This is a genomic window from Agrococcus sp. UYP33, from assembly GCF_054060915.1.
In genome coordinates, this window is sequence record NZ_JBSSDR010000001.1 from 747858 (window position 1) to 764220 (window position 16363).

A 16363-nucleotide genomic window follows, 5' to 3' on the forward strand; every position below is an offset into this window, starting at 1 on the left:
TGCGGGTCAGTCGACCCGCTCGCGCGGGGCGGGAGCCCACGCGCCGAGGCCCGCCACCAGGCAGGCGATGGATGCGCCGAGCACCACGTCGGGCAGCGGCACGCTCGTGAGCAGCAGGGCCGCGACCGCGGCACCGAGCGCTGCCGCAAGCAGCAGCAGCGTCACCGCGCGCGGCGGGAACGTCACGCCGGAGCGTCGCGCGAGCTCGGCGAGCGCGACCGCTGCCGCGAGCGCGATGCCGAGCACCACGGCGCTCAGCAGGTCGAGGGCGCCGGGGCGCGCGATGGGCGCGGCGAGGGCTGCGGCCCCCGCGAGCGTCGCGAGCAGCGCACCGCCGCGGCCGAGCCCCAGTCGCGCCACGAGGCGCGCGAGCGGCGGGCCCGCGAGCCCGCCGATCGCCAGGGTGAGCGCGGCTGGTCCGGCCGGCTGCGGCTCCTCGGCGCCGAGCGCCGAGAGGGCGGGGCGCAGCGCGACCACCGCTGCCGCGCCGGCCACCGCGACCGCGAGCAGCGGCAGCAGCCGCGCCGGCGGCGCCGCCGCGACGTCGGCGGGCTCGGTCTGCGGCTCGACGTCGGCCACCCTGCGGAGCAGCAGCGCGAGCGCCGCGAGCTGGAGCAGCACGACGACCCCGAGCACGACGAGCGCCGGCTGGCCGAGCGCCGATGCCCCGGCGACGAGCGCGGCGCCGCCCGCGAGGGCGAGCAGGCTCGGCGCGAGCCGCACGCGCGGCGCGAGGCTCGGATCGGCAGCGGCGGCGCCGCTCATCGCGCGCGCATGCATGCCGGCTGCGGCGGCCAGCGGCGCGACGAGCACGGCGGCCCGCAGGTCGCCCGCGAGCAGCGACGCGAGCCCGCCCGCGACGACCGCCACGATCGACAGGACGAGCGCGCCGACGGCGATGCTGCGCGGTCGGGCGCGGAGCGGCAGGAGCACGGCGATCGCAGCGGTGCCCGCGGCGACGGCGGCGCCCAGCGCGAGCGATGCGGGCGCGATCGGCTGCGAGGCGACGAGCGCCGCGGCCGCAGCCCAACCGGCGCACGCGAGGGCGTGCGCCAGCCCGAGCCGCGCACGCGGCACGTCAGGCCTCGCGCGGGCGGTCGTCGTCGGCGCCCCGGTCGCGCGCATCCGTGCGCCCGGCGCCGTCGACGTCCAGCGCGGTGGGCGCGGCGTCCACGCCGGAGGCACTGTCGAGGTGCTCGAACGCCCCCTCGCCCGCGTCGGCCGCGGCGAGCTCGTCGAGCGTCTCCCGCTCGCGCGTCTCGACCCGCTCGGCGACGGCGGTGCGCGTGCCCTTCGCGAGCGAGCGGTCGACGATGAGCGCGACGATGCCGCCGATCGCGGCGCCCGCGACGAAGCCGATGACGAGCACGAGGCCGATGACGGCGGTCGTGTCGACCGGCTGCCCGGCCTCGTTGACGGCGGGCTCCGCGATCGACGACAGGATCCAGGCCGTGACGATGCCGAGCACCGATCCGATCGCCATGAAGACGCCGTACCTGGGCGAGCGTCGCACGGTCACGCTCAGCTCTTCGCGCGTGGTCTCGTGCTGCTCGCCCTCGTCGCCCTGCGGGGTCGGCTCGCGCGTGGCATCCATGCCGACCAGCATCCCACGCGCCCACCGGTGCGTCCGCAACCGGGCCGGTGGCCGACGTGCTCTCGGCCCGCGGTGACGCGGTCGAGCGTCAGCGGCGGTGCTGCCGGAGCGAGTTCAGGCTGAGCGACGTCTTCGAGAGCGCGGAGGTGCGGAGCGACGACCGCGTGAGCGACGAGCCGTGGTGCACCGTGCGCTCGTGGTCCGCGAGGTCGAGGCGCCCGATGAGCGCCGCGACCTCGTCGGACGGGTTCGGCAGCTGCCGCTGCTGCACGCGCGCGGCCTCATCGGAGGCCGCCTGGCGCACGCGCTGCGCGGCCTGCGTGCCGGCGTCGCCGATGCGCGTCGCCTGCTGCACGCTCGTGTCGACGCGCTGCCGCAGCTCCTCGATGCGACCGAGCCGCTCCCCGCCCGGTGCACCCGCGCGCGGCTGCTGCTGGGGCTGGGGCGCTCGCTGCTGCGGCTGCGGCGCCGGTCGCTGCTGCTGCGGCTGCGGCGGGCGCTGCTGCTGCGGCGGGCGCTGCTGCGGGGGCCGCTGCTGCTGCGCGACCGGCTGCCCGGATCGGCGCGCGCGCTCGGCCTCGACCTCGCGGCCGAGCGACTCGATGCGCTCGAACCAGCCCTGCTGGCCCGACGACTGCAGGTGCTCCGCCTGCGCCCGGGCCTCGCCGTAGCGCTGCCCGACCTCGGTGCGCGCCTGCTGGACGCCGCCCCGCACCTGCTGCACACCGCCGCGCACCTGCGCCTGCGCCCGCTGCGTGGCGCCGCGCATGAGCGAGCGCAGCGAGCCGAAGCCGCCGCGCAGCATGAGGAAGCCGACGAAGGTCGCACCGGCCGCGAACAGCAGCGGCGTGAGCGCCATCTCGATCGCGCGCTCGGGACCGACGACGAGCGCCGTCTGCGCGACCCAGCCGATCCACTGCCAGAGCGCCGGGACCCCGTTGAAGAGCAGGATGACGCCGATCACCGTCACGACGAGGGGACCGATGAATCCCTGCGGACGGACGACCTGGGCCATGGTCTCAGTATGGGGGCACCGGCTGGGATCCGGGCGGCGTGGTCACCGCAGTGCGCGAGCGCCGTCGCGTCAGCGCTCCACCGGGCGCTCCACCGGCGGGCGCTCCACCGGACGCACGAGCGGCAGCCACGGCGAGACGTCGGCGCGCACGCCGGACGCGCGCACGACGCCGCGACCGACTGCCTCCGCCCACGTCTCGGCGCCGGTCGCGAGCGCGAGCCACGTCGCGACATCGGTCTCGATGACGTTCGGCGGCGTGCCCCGCGTGTGACCGGGTCCCTCGACGGCCTGCACGGCACCGAAGGGCGGCACTCGCACCTCGACGCTCTTGCCCGGCGCCCGCTCGCCGAGGCACTGCAGCGTGTAGCGCACGGCGAGCGCCGTGTCGGCGCGCGCGGCGCCCGGCTGCAGCGCTGCGCGCACGGCGTCGACGCCGTCGAGGTCGGGGATGCGCTTCGGCATCCCGCCAGGCTACGCGGCCGCCACGGCCCGCGCCGCCCGCACGCGGGGTCGGGTCGCTGCGAACCAGCCGAGGCCGAGCAGCACGAGGAGCGTCACGTCGACGACATCGCCGCCGTAGTACATGAGCTGCGACGCCGCCTGCGCGTCGACCGGGTCGAACCCGGCGGGCGGATGCGCGAAGAGCCGCTTCGCGAGCATCGAGTGCACCGCGATGAAGGCCAGCAGCACCCCGGCCCGCACGGCGAGCCGGGCGCGGTGCGGGTCGGGGTCCCGCCCCACGAGCGAGGCGGTGAAGAGGTAGCCCGCGAGCAGGATGTGGAGGTGGACGACCGCGTGCACGAACGCGGAGCCGTGCATGAGTGCGAACAGCCCCGCTTCGTCGGCTGCGGTGCCGTAGAGCAGCCACAGCCCGCCGGCGTTCAGCAGGCCGGCGACGACCGGATGCGTGAGCCACCGCACCGGGGGCCGGCGGAGGAGGCGCGAGAGCGCGCGCGCCTCGTCGACCGGCAGCGCCCGCAGCGCGAGCGTGACGGGTGCCCCGAGCACGAGCAGCAGCGGCGCGACCATGCCGAGCAGCAGGTGCCCGGCCATGTGCGCGGTGAGGCTCTCGTGCGCGGCCCTCGCGATCGGCCCGATGGCGAGCGCGGCGCAGGCGAGGCCCGCCAACCAGCACGCGGACCGGGCGAGCGGCCAGGGGCTCCGCCGGCGCGACGTCCAGAGTGCGATGGCGTAGAGCGCGGCGACGACGCCGAGCGCCGTGAGGCCGGCGCCCTCGACGACGGCCCACGCATCGGCGGCGGTGCCATGCTGGTGCGCGGCGGCCGCGACCGGCGCGCTCACGCCCGGCGCCGCGTCCGCCAGAGCACGACGAGGCCGGCGACGAGCAGGACCGCGGCCGATCCGGTCCACGCCAGGTCGTAGGGCAGCAGGTCGACGTCGTAGCGCACCTGGTGGATGCCGAGCAGCTTGTGGTTGACGAGGGCGTCGAGCAGCTGGAAGCCGCCGAGCCCCGCGAGCACCGCGCCGGTCCACCGGCCCCACGGCACCGCGTCGCGCCGCCGGGCGTCAGCGAGCAGGAACAGCCCTGCGACCGTCATGCCCCACGCCACGGCGTGGAAGAGGCCGTCCGCCGCGAGCGCCACCTCGGTCGTGGAGAGGTCGTAGAAGTGGTGCCACTGCAGCAGCAGGTGCAGCACGAACAGGTCGACGACCGACGCGGCGATGCCGGCCCCGAAGAGCACCCCGGAGAGCACGAGCCGCCGGTCGGTCGTCGAGCGCTCGACGCGATCGGGCGTCGGGCGTGCGTCGGCGCTCGTCACGGTGCGCTCCCCTCGGGTGTCGTCGCGCCCATCCTCCGCACGGCGGCTCGGCGGTGTCAACGACCGCGGGGCGAGCCCGCCAGGGCCCGACGTCCAGCGCACTCATCGCCGATGCATCCGTGCGCGCGACACCGCGCACTCCCAGGCTTCGTACAATGGAGCGGTGCGGATCCTCGTTCTCGGCAGCGGCGCGCGCGAGCACGCCATCATCGCGGCACTCCTGGCGGAGGGCGGCCACGAGATCACGGCCGCGCCCGGCAACGCCGGCATCGCGCAGGACGTCGAGGCGGTGCGCATCGACATCAAGCACCCGGAGCTCGTCACCGAGCTCGCCGTCGACGGCGCCTTCGACCTGGTCGTGATCGGCCCGGAGGCGCCCCTCGTCGCCGGCGTCGCGGATGCGCTCCGCAAGGCGGGCGTGCCCGCGTTCGGCCCGACGAAGGCCGCGGCCGCCATCGAGGGCTCCAAGTCGTTCGCCAAGGCGGTCATGGCGCGCGCGGGCGTGCCGACGGGCGCCGACACCACCGCGACGACGCTCGACGAGGTGCGCGCCGCGCTCGACGCGTCGCCGCCGCCGTGGGTGCTGAAGGCCGACGGCCTCGCCGCCGGCAAGGGCGTCATCGTCACCGACGACCGCGCGGCCGCCGAGGCGCACGCGGAGGCGTTCCTGCCGGACGGGCCGCTGCTCATCGAGGAGTTCCTCGCCGGCCCCGAGGTGAGCCTCTTCGTGATCACCGACGGCGTGCACGCCGTGCCGCTCGCGCCCGCGCAGGACTTCAAGCGCCTCGGCGACGGCGACGCCGGGCCGAACACCGGCGGCATGGGCGCCTACTCGCCGCTCCCCTGGCTCGCCGACCGCTACGGCAGCGAGCAGGCGTTCGTCGACGAGGTGGTGCAGACGGTCGCGCTGCCGACGATCCGCGCCATGGCCGACGCCGGCACGCCGTTCACGGGCCTGCTCTACTGCGGCCTCATCGTCACCGACGACGGCGTGAAGGTCATCGAGTTCAACGCGCGCTTCGGCGATCCCGAGACGCAGGTCGTGCTGCCGCGCGTCGAGTCGGGCCTCGGCGACGTGCTGCTCGCCGCCGCGAACGGCTCGCTCGACGCGGCGCCGCCGCTCGTCTGGAGCGACGCCGCCGCCGTCGCGGTCGTGCTCGCGAGCGAGGGCTACCCCGGCGACCCGATCACCGGCCGGCCCGTCACGGGCGTCGACGAGGCGGCCAGCCTCGAGGGCGTGCAGGTGCTGCACGCCGCGACCGGCGCCGGCGAGCACGGCCTCACCGCGACCGGCGGGCGCGTGCTCAACGTGGTCGGCACCGGCCCGACGATCGCCGAGGCTCGCGAGCGCGCCTACGCAGGCCTCGCGCGGATCGGGCTCGAGGGCGGCCAGGCGCGCACCGACATCGCGGCCGGCGCGTGACCGACGCGCCCGCGCTCGAGGGCTGGGACCTCGCCTACAGCGGCAAGGTGCGCGACCTGTACGTGCCCACGGGGCTCGACCTCGCGAGCGCGCCCGAGATGCTCATGGTCGCCTCCGACCGGGTGTCGGCGTTCGACCACGTGCTCGAGCCGGCCATCCCCGGCAAGGGCGAGCTGCTCACGACGCTCACGCGCTGGTGGATCGATCGGCTCGGGCTGCCCTCGCAGCTCGCGCCCGAGGGCGACGAGCGCACACCGGCCGCTGTGCGCGGACGCGGGATGCTCGTGCGCACGCTCGACATGCTGCCCGTCGAGTGCGTCGTGCGTGGGCGCGTGACGGGCTCGGGGCTCAAGGAGTACCAGCAGGCGGGTTCGATCTCGGGCGTCGAGCTGCCCGAGGGCCTCGTCGACGGCGACGCGCTGCCGCAGCCGATCTACACGCCCGCGTGGAAGGCGCCGCAGGGCCAGCACGACGAGAACGTCTCGTTCGAGCGCACCGTCGAGCTCGTCGGGGCGGAGGACGCGGCCGCGATCCGCGACCTGTCGCTGCGCGTCTTCGAGCAGGGCGCCGCGATCGCGGCGGAGGCGGGGCTCGTGCTCGCCGACACCAAATTCGAGTTCGGGCGGGACCGCATCACCGGCGAGCTCGTGCTCGCGGATGAGGTGCTCACCTCGGACTCGTCGCGGTACTGGGACGCTGCGCCGCTCGCCGAGGGCCGTGTCGAGTCGTTCGACAAGCAGATCGTGCGCGACTGGCTCAGCGAGCACTGGGACGGCGAGGGCGAGCCGCCCGTACTGCCGCCCGAGATCGTCGAGCGCACCGCGGCGCGCTACCGGGAGCTGCTGCAGCGGCTGACCGGCGGCGAGGGCGAGCCGCTCGTCGGCTAGGGCCGTCCGTCGGCTGAGGCGGCTCGTCGGTCAGCGCGCGACCGGTCGCCGCGCATCCCGCGCCTCCGCCCGGGTCCGGCGGCCCAGCACATCCGCGAGCGCCTCCTCCAGGTCGGGGTGCGCGAAGACGAAGCCGGCGTCCTGGAGACGGGCCGGCAGCACCAACCGGCTCTTCAGCACGAGCTCCGGCTCGGTGCGCAGCAGCCACATCGCGGGCTCGAGCATCCACCGCCACGACGGCAGCCCGATCGGCATCCCGACGCGCTCCCTGAGCAGCCGCATGAGCGTGCGGTTGTCGCGCGGATGCGGGCTCGCGACGTTGATGACGCCGTCGAGGTCGTCGCGGTCGACGATGAAGCGCATCGCGCCGATGACGTCGTCGACGTGCACCCAGCTGAAGCGCTGCCGGCCGCGCGTGCGGTACCAGGGCGGTCGCTCGCCGGTGGGGTCGGGGCCGATGCCCCGGTAGCGGCGGTGCGGCGGGCACCAGCCGTCGTGCTGCGGTCCGCCCAGGCCCGTGCGCGCGAGCGTGGCGAGGAGCCGGGTGGCCGGACCGTCGCCGAGCACGATCGCCATCCGCAGCGCGACGCGGCGGGTGCGCGGCAGCTCGCCCGCGAACAGCTCCCGCTCCCACGCCCGAGCGACGTCGACGGAGAACCCTGCGCCGAGCTCCCCGGCCTGCTCGGTGTTCGCGCGATCGGTGGCGTGCCGGTAGATGGTCGCGGTGGAGGCGTTCAGCCAGACGCGCGGCGGGGACGCTGCCGCGGCCACCGCCTCGCGCAGCATCCGCGTGGTGTCGACCCGCGAGCGGTAGATCTCGTCGCGGTTCCGGTCGTGGTAGCGGCAGTTCACCGACCGCCCCGCGAGGTTCACGAGCAGCGCGGCACCATCGACGGCCCGGGCGATCGAGCCGGCGTCGCCCCAGTGAGCGGCCTCTGTGCGGCCGATGCGCGTCACCTCGTACCCGTCCTCCAGGAGCGCGCGCACGACCGCCGACCCGACGAAGCCGCTGGCGCCCGCGACGACGGCGCGAGGCGGCGATGGGGGTGCGGATGCGTCTGCAGAAGCGTGCACGGGTGCGTCCATGCCGCAACCCTAGTACACTTCTGAACATGTTCAGTTCCTGGATCCCCGGTCGGCCCGACGCACTCGGGTCGTCGCTGCTCCTCCCCCGCTGCGCATGAGCGCATCGGTGTACGAGCGGGTGCTCGGAGAGCGCTTCGCCGAGCTCGACCCGACCCTCCGCCGGTACTGCGGCGTCGTGCCGGCCGGGCAGGTCGGCCGCGGCGAGGGCGTCTACGCGATCGCCGGCTCGCGCTGGCGGATGCTGCGCCCGATCCTGCGCCTGCTCGCCGCCCGCGACGTGCTCTTCCCCGAGCGCGGCACCGGCGTCGGGCTGCGGGTCGAGAACCGCTACGACGCCGACGGCGCGCTGCACGCGGTGCGCACCTTCGCCTTCCCGCACGTGGAGCGGCGCATGGTCGATGCCATGCGCGTCGAGCGCGGCACGCTCATCGACCGCCTCGGTGCGCGCGGAGGGCTCGAGGTCGCGCTCGACGCGGAGGTGCGGGACGGCGGGCTCATGCTCACGTCGCGCCGGATCGCGTGGCGGGTCGGCGCGCTGCGGGTGCCGCTGCCGCCGATCGCCGGCGTGCGCGTCACCGAGCGCGTCGACGCGGCATCTGGGCGGCAGCACGTCGACGTCCGCGTGCGCGCCGTCGTGCTCGGCGAGGTGTTCCGCTACACGGGCGCGTTCGACTACCGCGTGGAGGATGAGCGTGGATCGACACCGGGCTCAGGTCCGGGACGGCGAGGCGGCGAGACGTCTGGGGGCGGAACCGATGGAGACCAGACCGCTGAGCCCCAGACCTCGGGGACCTAGACCGCGGGGACCTAGACCTCTGGGGCGTTCCAGGTGTCGCAGGCGCCGACGCCCTCGTTGTAGCCGGTCGACAGCCAACGCATCCGCTGCTCGCTCGAGCCGTGCGTCCAGCCCTCCGGGTTCACGCCGCCGCCGCCCATCTGCTGCAGGGCGTCATCGCCGATCGTGTTCGCCGCGTTCAGGGCGTCGTTCATCTCCTGCTGCGTCGGCGCGATCAGCACCGGCGCGCCGCCGTCGTCGTCGCGCGTCTGCGAGGCGCCCGCGATCCACGCGCCGGCGTAGCAGTCGGCCTGCAGCTCGCTGCGCACGGCCGACGACTGCGGCCCGGTGTCGCCCTGCTGCACGCGCTCGAGCTGGCCCGTGATGCCCTGGATGTGGTGGCCCCACTCGTGCGCGAGCACGTAGAGCTGCGCGAGCGAGCCGCCCGAGGCGCCGAACTGGTCGCGCATCTGCTGGAAGAACGTGGTGTCGATGTAGATGCGCTGGTCGGGCGGGCAGTAGAACGGCCCGACCGCGCTCGTCGCGCTGCCGCATCCGGTCTCGACCTGCCGGTCGAACAGCTGCACCGAGGGGTCTGCGTACTGGATGCTGTTCGCGGCCGCCGTCTCGGTCCAGAAGCGCGAGAGCGAGTCAGCCCCGCCCTCCATGCGGCAGGTGACGTTGCTCGGGTCGTTGGCCTCCTCGCCGGTGCAGCCGGTGACCTCCTCGCCCTGCGACTGGGTCTGCGACTGCGGCTCGATCGGCGAGCCCGGCGCGAGACCGGTCAGGTCGACGCCGAACACCATCGAGACGATCACGAGGATGACGGTCAGGATGCCGCCGCCGCCGACCGCGATCGCGCCGCCGCCGCGGCCGCCACCACCGCCCCGGCTCACCGTGCTGGTGTCGAAGTTCGCGTCGCCCCTGAAGGTCATGGACAGACAATAGCCCGGCGGCGGTGCGGGGCCGCCGGGAATCCGGGCGCCGCGGACGGCACCGGCCGCCGACGGCATCCGCCGCATCCGTAGACTGGAGGCGCACCCCCACCCCTCGAGCCCCAGGGAGCGACCCATGGCCCTCATCGTCGTCGACGTCATGCCGAAGGCGGAGATCCTCGATCCGCAGGGCAAGGCGGTCACCCGCGCGCTCGCACGGCTCGGCCACGGGGCGGTGGGCGACGTGCGCGTCGGCAAGCGCTTCGAGCTGCAGGTCGACGGACCGGTGACGGACGCGCTGCTCGCCGAGGTGCGCCAGGTCGCCGACGACGTGCTCGCGAACACGGTCATCGAGGACGTCGTCGACATCCACGTCGTGGACGAGGCGGCGCAGGGAGCCTCGCTGTGAGGGTCGGCGTCATCACCTTCCCCGGCACGCTCGACGACCGGGACGCGCAGCGCGCTGTGCGGCTCTCGGGCCACGAGCCGGTCGCGCTCTGGCACGGCGAGCACGACCTGCACGGCGTCGACGCGCTCGTGCTGCCGGGCGGCTTCTCGTACGGCGACTACCTGCGCTGCGGCGCGATCGCCGCGCGCTCGCCGATCATGACCGAGGTCGTCGACGCGGCCGAGCGCGGCATGCCGGTGCTCGGCATCTGCAACGGCTTCCAGATGCTCACCGAGGCGCGGCTGCTGCCGGGCGGCCTCGTGCGCAACCAGACGGGCGTCTTCGTGCGCCGCGACCAGGTGCTGCGCGTGGAGCGCACCTCGACCGACTGGACGAACCGGTTCGCGGAGAGCCAGGAGATCGTCATCCCCCTGAAGAACGGCGAGGGCCGCTTCGTGGCGACGCCCGACGAGGTCGCGCGCATCGAGGGCGAGGGGCTCGTCGTGTTCCGCTACGTCGGCGACGACCCCAACGGCTCCGTCGACGCGATCGCCGGCCTCGCGAACGCGAAGGGCAACGTCGTCGGCCTCATGCCGCATCCGGAGCACGCCGTCGAGCTCGGCTTCGGCCCGACGACGACGCGCATGAAGGCGGGCCTCGACGGCCTCGACATCTTCAAGTCGGCGCTCGAGCGCATCGCCGCCTGACGGCCTGACCCGCCTCTCCCTCCCGCACCCCGCATCTCCTCCCCGACCGCGTCCGCACAACGCAAGCCGCCGCGCCTCGGTCAGCCGCGGACCGTGCGGCCGACGCCGCCGACCCGCGCGATCACCGATTCGGGCTTGCGTTGTGCACCAGGACAGGGAATGTAGGCTGGCTACATGACGGATGCGACGCGCACGACCTCGACCGGACTGACGCCCAAGCGGGTCTACCGCTCGCTCGCGATCGCGGAGGCCGTCACCTGGACGCTGCTCATCGCGGCGATGATCGCGAAGTATGGCTTCGAGGCCGACGCGCTCGTGCCCATCGCCGGCCCCATCCACGGCTTCGTCTTCCTCGCCTACGCGGCGATGCAGCTCGTCATCGGCCGCAACCAGCGCTGGTCGGTCGGCACGGTGCTGCTCGGCATCGTCACGGCGGTCGTGCCCTACGCCACCGTGCCGTGGGAGCGCCGCCTCGAGCGGCGCGGCGCGCTCGAGGGCGCCTGGCGCACCGAGCCGGGCGATGACCCGCGCGACGCGACCGCGCTCGACCGCGCGTTCCGCTGGGGCGTGACCCACCCGATCCTGCTCGCCGTCGTCGCCCTCATCGTTGTGGCCGTCGTGTTCGCGGCGCTGCTCACCGCTGGCCCGCCGAGCGAGTGGTTCGCCTGAGCGCTCGCCGCTGAGCCCTGCAGCGGGCACGGGCGACCGAGCACGGGTGACCGAGCACCGTCGCCGACCCGCGACCGGCCCGGCGCGGCCCGCTCGATAGGATCGAGGGACCGCAGAGCAGAGCTCCGAGGAGAGTCGTGACCGCTTCCACCCAGCGCCCCACCGTCGAGCGAGACACCGTCGACCGCGCAGCCGCGACCCCGGAGCGCGAGCAGCCGTTCGCCGCCCTCGGGCTCAAGCCCGACGAGTACGCGCGCATCCGCGACATCCTCGGCCGCCGCCCGACGAGCGCCGAGCTCGCGATGTACTCGGTCATGTGGAGCGAGCACTGCTCCTACAAGTCGTCGAAGACGCACCTGCGCACGTTCGGGCAGAAGGTCACGCCCGAGATGACCGAGCGCCTCATGGTCGGCATGGGCCAGAACGCGGGCGTCATCGACGTCGGCGAGGGCTGGGCCGTCACCTTCAAGATCGAGAGCCACAACCACCCGTCGTTCGTCGAGCCGTTCCAGGGCGCCGCGACCGGCGTCGGCGGCATCGTCCGCGACATCATCTCGATGGGTGCGCGCCCGGTCGCGGTGATGGATGCGCTGCGGTTCGGCGCGATCGACCACCCCGACACCGCCCGCGTCGTGCACGGCGTCGTCGGCGGCATCTCGTTCTACGGCAACTGCCTCGGCCTGCCGAACATTGGCGGCGAGACGGTCTTCGACGCCGTCTACCAGGGCAACCCGCTCGTGAACGCGCTCGCCGTCGGCGTGCTGCGGCACGAGGACCTCCACCTCGCGAACGCGACCGGCGTCGGCAACAAGGTCGTGCTCTTCGGCGCCCGCACGGGTGGCGACGGCATCGGCGGCGCATCCATCCTCGCCTCGGAGTCCTTCGACGACGAGGGCCCCACGAAGCGCCCCGCGGTGCAGGTGGGCGACCCGTTCGCCGAGAAGGTGCTCATCGAGTGCTGCCTCGAGCTCTACGCCGCGGGCGTGGTCGAGGGCATCCAGGACCTCGGCGCCGCCGGCATCTCGTGCGCCACGAGCGAGCTCGCGGCGAACGGCGACTCGGGCATGAAGGTCGAGCTCGACCACGTGCTGCTCCGCGACCCCACGCTCACGGCCGAGGAGATCCTCATGTCGGAGTCGCAGGAGCGCATGATGGCGATCGTCGACCCGGCGAAGCTCGACGAGTTCCTCGCCATCACCGGCAAGTGGGACGTCGAGACGAGCGTGCTGGGCGAGGTCACCGGCGACGGCCGGCTCGTCATCACCCACACCGGCGACGTGATCGTCGACGTCGACCCGAAGACGGTCGCGGTCGACTCCCCCGTCTACGACCGCCCGATGGCGCGCCCCGACTGGCAGGACGCGCTGCAGGCCGACACCGCCGCGACGCTCGACCGCGCGACCGGCGAGGCGCTCGGCGACCAGCTGCTGATGCTCGCCGGCTCGGCGAACCTGGCCGACGCATCCTGGATCACCGACCAGTACGATGACTACGTGCTCGGCAACACGGCCCTCTCGACGCCCGATGACGCCGGCATGGTGCGCATCGACGAGGAGTCGGGGCTCGGCTTCTCGGTCGCGGTCGACGCCAACGGCCGCTACTGCCAGCTCGACCCGCGCGAGGGCGCGAAGCTCGCGCTCGCCGAGGCGTACCGCAACGTCGCCGTCTCGGGCGCGACGCCGGTGGGCGTGAGCGACTGCCTGAACTTCGGCAACCCCGAGATCCCCGCCGTGATGTGGCAGTTCGCCGAGGCCGTCGACGGCCTCGCCGACGGCTGCGTCGAGCTCGGCATCCCGGTGACGGGCGGCAACGTGTCGTTCTACAACCAGACCGGCGAGACGCAGATCCACCCGACGCCCGTCGTCGGCGTGCTCGGCATCATCGACGACGTCGACCGCCGCCTGCCCTCCGGCTGGCAGGACGACGGCCAGGCGCTCTTCCTGCTCGGCACCACCCGCGACGAGCTCGACGGCTCCGCGTGGGCCGGCGCGGTGCACGACCACCTCGGCGGCCTGCCGCCCAAGGCCGACCTCGCCGCCGAGAAGGCGCTCGCCGGGCTCATGCACGGCATCGCGTTCGAGGGCCTCGCCACCGCCGCCCACGACCTCTCCGAGGGCGGGCTCGGCATGGCCGTCGTCGAGGGCGCGCTGCGCTTCGGCATCGGCGCGCGCATCTGGCTCACGGGCATCACCGAGCGCGACGGCATCGACGACACCGCAGCGCTCTTCTCGGAGTCGGGCGCCCGCGCGCTCGTCGCGGTCGCCCGCGAGGACGAGGTCAAGTTCACCGGCATGTGCGAGGCGCGCGGCGTGCCCGTGCTCCGAATCGGCGTGACGGATGCCACGAGCGGCGCGATCGAGATCCAGGACGTCGCGCGCCTCTCCCTCGACGACCTCCGCACCGCCAACCGCGCCCCAATCCGGGGCCGCTTCGCCTGACCGCTGCTTCCTCAACCGGGCCGGTGGTCGCGCGGCGCAATAGTCGCGTCGGCCGACCACTGGCCCGGTTGAGACCAGGTCGTGATGTCCGCGCGAGGCGGGGAAGCCTATGCTTCAGCCATGGAGCCAACCGTCCCGGCGATCAACATCCTCGCCGTCCTGCTCGCGACCGTCGTCGCCATGGCGGTGGGCTTCGTCTACTACCACCCGAAGGTGCTCGGCACCTCGTGGATGCGGGCGATCGGCCATGACCGCGAGTCGATGGGCCGCGGCGTCAAGCCGTGGATCTATCCGCTCATCATCGTGTGCGCCTTCGTCACCGCGTGGGTGCTCGCGGGTGCCGCCTGGATGAGCCACGAGTTCTACGGCGGCTCCTTCCTGCTCAACGCGCTCGTCACCGCCTGGATCCTCTTCGTCGGCTTCACGCTCGCCCGCGTCGTCGTGCACGACGCCTTCGACCCGCGCGGCTTCCGCGTCACCGGCCACACGGCGCTCAACGAGCTGCTCGTGATCACCGCGATGGCCCTCGTCATCGGCCTCTGGCCGCCGGCAGCATGAGCGACATCACCCTCACGCTCGAGCGGTCGATCGCGGCGCCGCCGACCGCGGTCTGGAGCGTCCTCACCGACATCGAGCGGTCCGCGACGGTGCTCACGGGCGTCACGCGCGTCGAGCGCCTCGCGGGCGTCGGCTACAGCATCGGCACGCGATGGCGCGAGACCCGCAAGGCGCTGGGCGCGGAGTCGACCGAGGAGATGGAGGTCGTCGGCATCGACGAGGGCCGCTCCACGATCATCGCCGCGGAGGCGCACGGCATGACGTACCGCACCGAGCTCACGCTCGAGCCGGTGCCCTCGGACGGCGGCGTGGGCACGCTGCTGCGGATGCGCTTCAGCGGCACCCTGCTGTCGCCCTCGTGGGTGCAGCGCGTCATGGCGAAGCTGACCGCCCCCATCGGCATGGCGATGACGCGGAAGATGATGCGCCAGGACCTCGACGACATCGCGGCGGCCGCCGAGCGCTGAGCGTCGGCGCCGCCTCCGCGCCTCTCCTGAGCGCTACTCGCCGCCGGCGATCCGCTCGTGGTGGTGGATGACCTCGGCGATCACGAAGGTGATGAACTTCTCGGCGAACTCGGGGTCGAGGTCGGCGTCCTCCGCGAGGCGCCGCAGCCGGGCGATCTGCGTGCGCTCCCGGCCGGGGTCCGACGGCGGCATGCCGTGCCGCGCCTTCAGCTCGCCGACCGCCTGCGTGAGCTTGAACCGCTCCGCGAGCGTGTGGATGAGGACGGCGTCGACGTTGTCGATCGAGCGCCGCAGGCGCTGCAGCTGGTCGTCGGGCGAGCTCATGCCCCCAGCCTAGGTCGCGCGGGCGTCGAGCCGCGCCTCGAGGCCGCGGCGCACGGCCGGCCACTCGGGGGCGATGATCGAGTAGACGACGGTGTCGCGCAGCGTGCCCTTGTAGATCTGGTGGCTCCGCAGCACGCCGTCGAGCTTCGCGCCCAGCCGCTCGATCGCGTCGCGCGACTGCCGGTTGTGCCAGTGGGTGCGAAACTCCACCGCGATGCAGCCGAGCTCGTCGAACGCGCGCTCGAGCATGAGCAGCTTGATCGCCGGGTTGATACCGGACCCCTGCGCCGACGCCGCCATCCACGTCGACCCGATCTCGAGCCGTGGCGTCTCCGCCTCGATGTGCATGTAGGTCGTCATCCCCACTGCGCGGCCGCCGGCGACGATCGCCCACGGCGCCATCGTGCCCTCGGCGTGCAGGCCGAGGCGGCGATCGATCTCTGCGCCCACCGCATCCGGCTCTGGCACCGACGTGTACCAGGCGCGACGCCACAGGTCGCCCTCGGCGGCGGCCGCGGCGAGCGCGGGCGCGTGGTCGTGCGACAGCGGCTCGAGGGTGACGAGCGGATGCGTCAGGACGGGCAGGTCGAGGATGCTCACCTCCTCATTCTGCCGGGCAGCGCTCGCCGCCCCGCCCGCGTCGCAGCGCAGGCGTTGCCCGCCCTCGCGCCGCGTGCGACGATGCGCGCATGACGGTGCACTTCGGTCGAGCCGCGTTCGAGCTCGTCGACCTCGTGGCGCTCGTGCCGCCCGAGCGCTTCGGCGACCCGGGCCTCGGCGAGTGGACGCTCCGCGAGCTGATCGGGCACACCTCGCGCGCGCTCTCAACGGTCGTCGGCTACCTCGCGCAGCCCGAGCCGCGCGAGCTCACGGTGCCGAGCGCGAGCGACTACCTCGAGGTGGTGCTGCGGCAGAGGGGCGATGACGACGCGATCGCCGCCCGAGGCCGCGAGAGCGCGTCGATGCTCGGCGACGACCCGGTCGGGGCCATCGCCGACCTCGCCACGACCGCTGTCGAGGCCGTCGATCGCGCCGGGCTCGACCGGCTGGTCGCGATCGGCGAGCCGGCCGCGGGCGTCTCGATGCGCCTCGACGAGTACCTGCGCACGCGCGTCTTCGAGCTCACGGTGCACGGGATCGACATCGCCGACGCCGCGTCGGTCGCGTGGTCGCCGCCGCCCGCGCACCTGCTCGACGCGGTGCAGCTCGCGGCGGCGAACGCATCCGCCCGCGGCGTGGGCGAGGAGGCGCTGCGCTTCCTCACCGGACGCAGGCCGGATGCGGGGCTGGAGGGCGTGCTGCGCGCGGGCGGTTGA

Annotated in this window: 20 protein-coding genes; 10 read left to right on the forward strand and 10 right to left on the reverse strand. The window is 74.2% G+C overall.

Features of this window, described 5'->3' with window-relative positions:
- Nucleotides 1-6: 6 nt before the first annotated feature.
- From ACVWW9_RS03605 to ACVWW9_RS03630, 6 genes are all read right to left on the reverse strand, one after another.
- Entirely contained in the window at nucleotides 7-1077 is a 1071-nt protein-coding gene (locus tag ACVWW9_RS03605) for a hypothetical protein (RefSeq protein ID WP_456514405.1), read from the reverse strand.
- A gap of 1 nt (nucleotide 1078) precedes the next feature.
- Nucleotides 1079-1594 (reverse strand): hypothetical protein, encoded by a 516-nt coding sequence (locus ACVWW9_RS03610; protein ID WP_456514406.1) that lies wholly within the window; start codon nucleotides 1592-1594, stop codon nucleotides 1079-1081.
- An 88-nt stretch (nucleotides 1595-1682) separates the two neighbouring features.
- Nucleotides 1683-2609 carry a hypothetical protein gene (locus ACVWW9_RS03615; protein WP_456514407.1) on the reverse strand — a complete coding sequence of 309 codons (927 nt, stop codon included), beginning with the start codon at nucleotides 2607-2609 and terminating at the stop codon, nucleotides 1683-1685.
- A 69-nt stretch (nucleotides 2610-2678) separates the two neighbouring features.
- Nucleotides 2679-3071: a sterol carrier family protein gene (locus ACVWW9_RS03620; protein ID WP_456514408.1), complete on the reverse strand. Its 393-nt coding sequence runs from the start codon at nucleotides 3069-3071 to the stop codon at nucleotides 2679-2681.
- A 9-nt stretch (nucleotides 3072-3080) separates the two neighbouring features.
- Nucleotides 3081-3911, reverse strand: a complete 831-nt coding sequence (locus tag ACVWW9_RS03625; RefSeq protein WP_456514409.1) for a cytochrome c oxidase assembly protein — start codon at nucleotides 3909-3911, stop codon at nucleotides 3081-3083.
- Nucleotides 3908-4390: a DUF2243 domain-containing protein gene (locus ACVWW9_RS03630; protein ID WP_456514410.1), complete on the reverse strand. Its 483-nt coding sequence runs from the start codon at nucleotides 4388-4390 to the stop codon at nucleotides 3908-3910. Before ACVWW9_RS03630 ends, ACVWW9_RS03625 begins: the two co-directional genes overlap by 4 nt.
- 163 nt (nucleotides 4391-4553) lie before the next feature.
- Here ACVWW9_RS03630 and purD point away from each other — a divergent pair, with 163 nt between their 5' ends.
- Together purD and ACVWW9_RS03640 are read left to right on the forward strand one after the other, a co-directional pair.
- On the forward strand, nucleotides 4554-5813 hold the full coding sequence (purD, locus tag ACVWW9_RS03635) for a phosphoribosylamine--glycine ligase (RefSeq protein WP_456514411.1): 1260 nt from the start codon (nucleotides 4554-4556) through the stop codon (nucleotides 5811-5813).
- On the forward strand, nucleotides 5810-6700 hold the full coding sequence (locus ACVWW9_RS03640; protein WP_456514412.1) for a phosphoribosylaminoimidazolesuccinocarboxamide synthase: 891 nt from the start codon (nucleotides 5810-5812) through the stop codon (nucleotides 6698-6700). Before purD ends, ACVWW9_RS03640 begins: the two co-directional genes overlap by 4 nt.
- Nucleotides 6701-6730: 30 nt before the next feature.
- Here the strand turns inward: ACVWW9_RS03640 and ACVWW9_RS03645 are convergent, their stop codons facing one another.
- On the reverse strand, nucleotides 6731-7786 hold the full coding sequence (locus ACVWW9_RS03645; RefSeq protein ID WP_456514413.1) for an epimerase: 1056 nt from the start codon (nucleotides 7784-7786) through the stop codon (nucleotides 6731-6733).
- Between the two features lie 94 nt (nucleotides 7787-7880).
- On the opposite strand from ACVWW9_RS03645, the gene ACVWW9_RS03650 reads away from it, so the two are divergent.
- A complete protein-coding gene (locus tag ACVWW9_RS03650) occupies nucleotides 7881-8582 on the forward strand; it encodes a DUF4166 domain-containing protein (RefSeq protein WP_456514414.1) in 702 nt (233 codons plus the stop codon).
- Nucleotides 8583-8593: 11 nt separating this feature from the next.
- On the opposite strand, the gene ypfJ is transcribed toward ACVWW9_RS03650, so the two are convergent.
- Nucleotides 8594-9496, reverse strand: a complete 903-nt coding sequence (gene ypfJ / locus ACVWW9_RS03655; RefSeq protein ID WP_354258322.1) for a KPN_02809 family neutral zinc metallopeptidase — start codon at nucleotides 9494-9496, stop codon at nucleotides 8594-8596.
- 136 nt (nucleotides 9497-9632) lie between these two features.
- Between ypfJ and purS the strand changes: the two genes are divergently transcribed.
- The 6 genes from purS to ACVWW9_RS03685 all read left to right on the forward strand — a co-directional run bounded on the left by purS (nucleotide 9633) and on the right by ACVWW9_RS03685 (nucleotide 14723).
- Nucleotides 9633-9905, forward strand: a complete 273-nt coding sequence (gene purS, locus ACVWW9_RS03660; protein WP_123696361.1) for a phosphoribosylformylglycinamidine synthase subunit PurS — start codon at nucleotides 9633-9635, stop codon at nucleotides 9903-9905.
- Nucleotides 9902-10591 (forward strand): phosphoribosylformylglycinamidine synthase subunit PurQ, encoded by a 690-nt coding sequence (gene purQ, locus ACVWW9_RS03665; protein ID WP_456514415.1) that lies wholly within the window; start codon nucleotides 9902-9904, stop codon nucleotides 10589-10591. The genes purS and purQ overlap by 4 nt, the downstream gene beginning before the upstream one ends.
- 174 nt (nucleotides 10592-10765) lie before the next feature.
- Nucleotides 10766-11260, forward strand: coding sequence for a DUF3817 domain-containing protein (locus ACVWW9_RS03670; protein WP_456514416.1), 495 nt, complete (start codon nucleotides 10766-10768; stop codon nucleotides 11258-11260).
- A 137-nt stretch (nucleotides 11261-11397) separates the two neighbouring features.
- Complete coding sequence (gene purL, locus ACVWW9_RS03675) at nucleotides 11398-13698, forward strand: phosphoribosylformylglycinamidine synthase subunit PurL (RefSeq protein ID WP_456514417.1); 2301 nt, start codon at nucleotides 11398-11400, stop codon at nucleotides 13696-13698.
- A 120-nt stretch (nucleotides 13699-13818) separates the two neighbouring features.
- Nucleotides 13819-14256, forward strand: coding sequence for a DUF1761 domain-containing protein (locus ACVWW9_RS03680; RefSeq protein WP_354258310.1), 438 nt, complete (start codon nucleotides 13819-13821; stop codon nucleotides 14254-14256).
- Entirely contained in the window at nucleotides 14253-14723 is a 471-nt protein-coding gene (locus tag ACVWW9_RS03685; protein WP_456514418.1) for an SRPBCC family protein, read from the forward strand. Before ACVWW9_RS03680 ends, ACVWW9_RS03685 begins: the two co-directional genes overlap by 4 nt.
- Nucleotides 14724-14756: 33 nt before the next feature.
- Here ACVWW9_RS03685 and ACVWW9_RS03690 read toward each other — a convergent pair whose 3' ends face one another.
- Complete coding sequence (locus ACVWW9_RS03690) at nucleotides 14757-15047, reverse strand: chorismate mutase (RefSeq protein WP_123696366.1); 291 nt, start codon at nucleotides 15045-15047, stop codon at nucleotides 14757-14759.
- 9 nt (nucleotides 15048-15056) lie between these two features.
- Nucleotides 15057-15647, reverse strand: coding sequence for a GNAT family N-acetyltransferase (locus tag ACVWW9_RS03695; protein WP_354258303.1), 591 nt, complete (start codon nucleotides 15645-15647; stop codon nucleotides 15057-15059).
- Between the two features lie 89 nt (nucleotides 15648-15736).
- Between ACVWW9_RS03695 and ACVWW9_RS03700 the strand changes: the two genes are divergently transcribed.
- A complete protein-coding gene (locus tag ACVWW9_RS03700) occupies nucleotides 15737-16363 on the forward strand; it encodes a maleylpyruvate isomerase N-terminal domain-containing protein (protein WP_456514419.1) in 627 nt (208 codons plus the stop codon).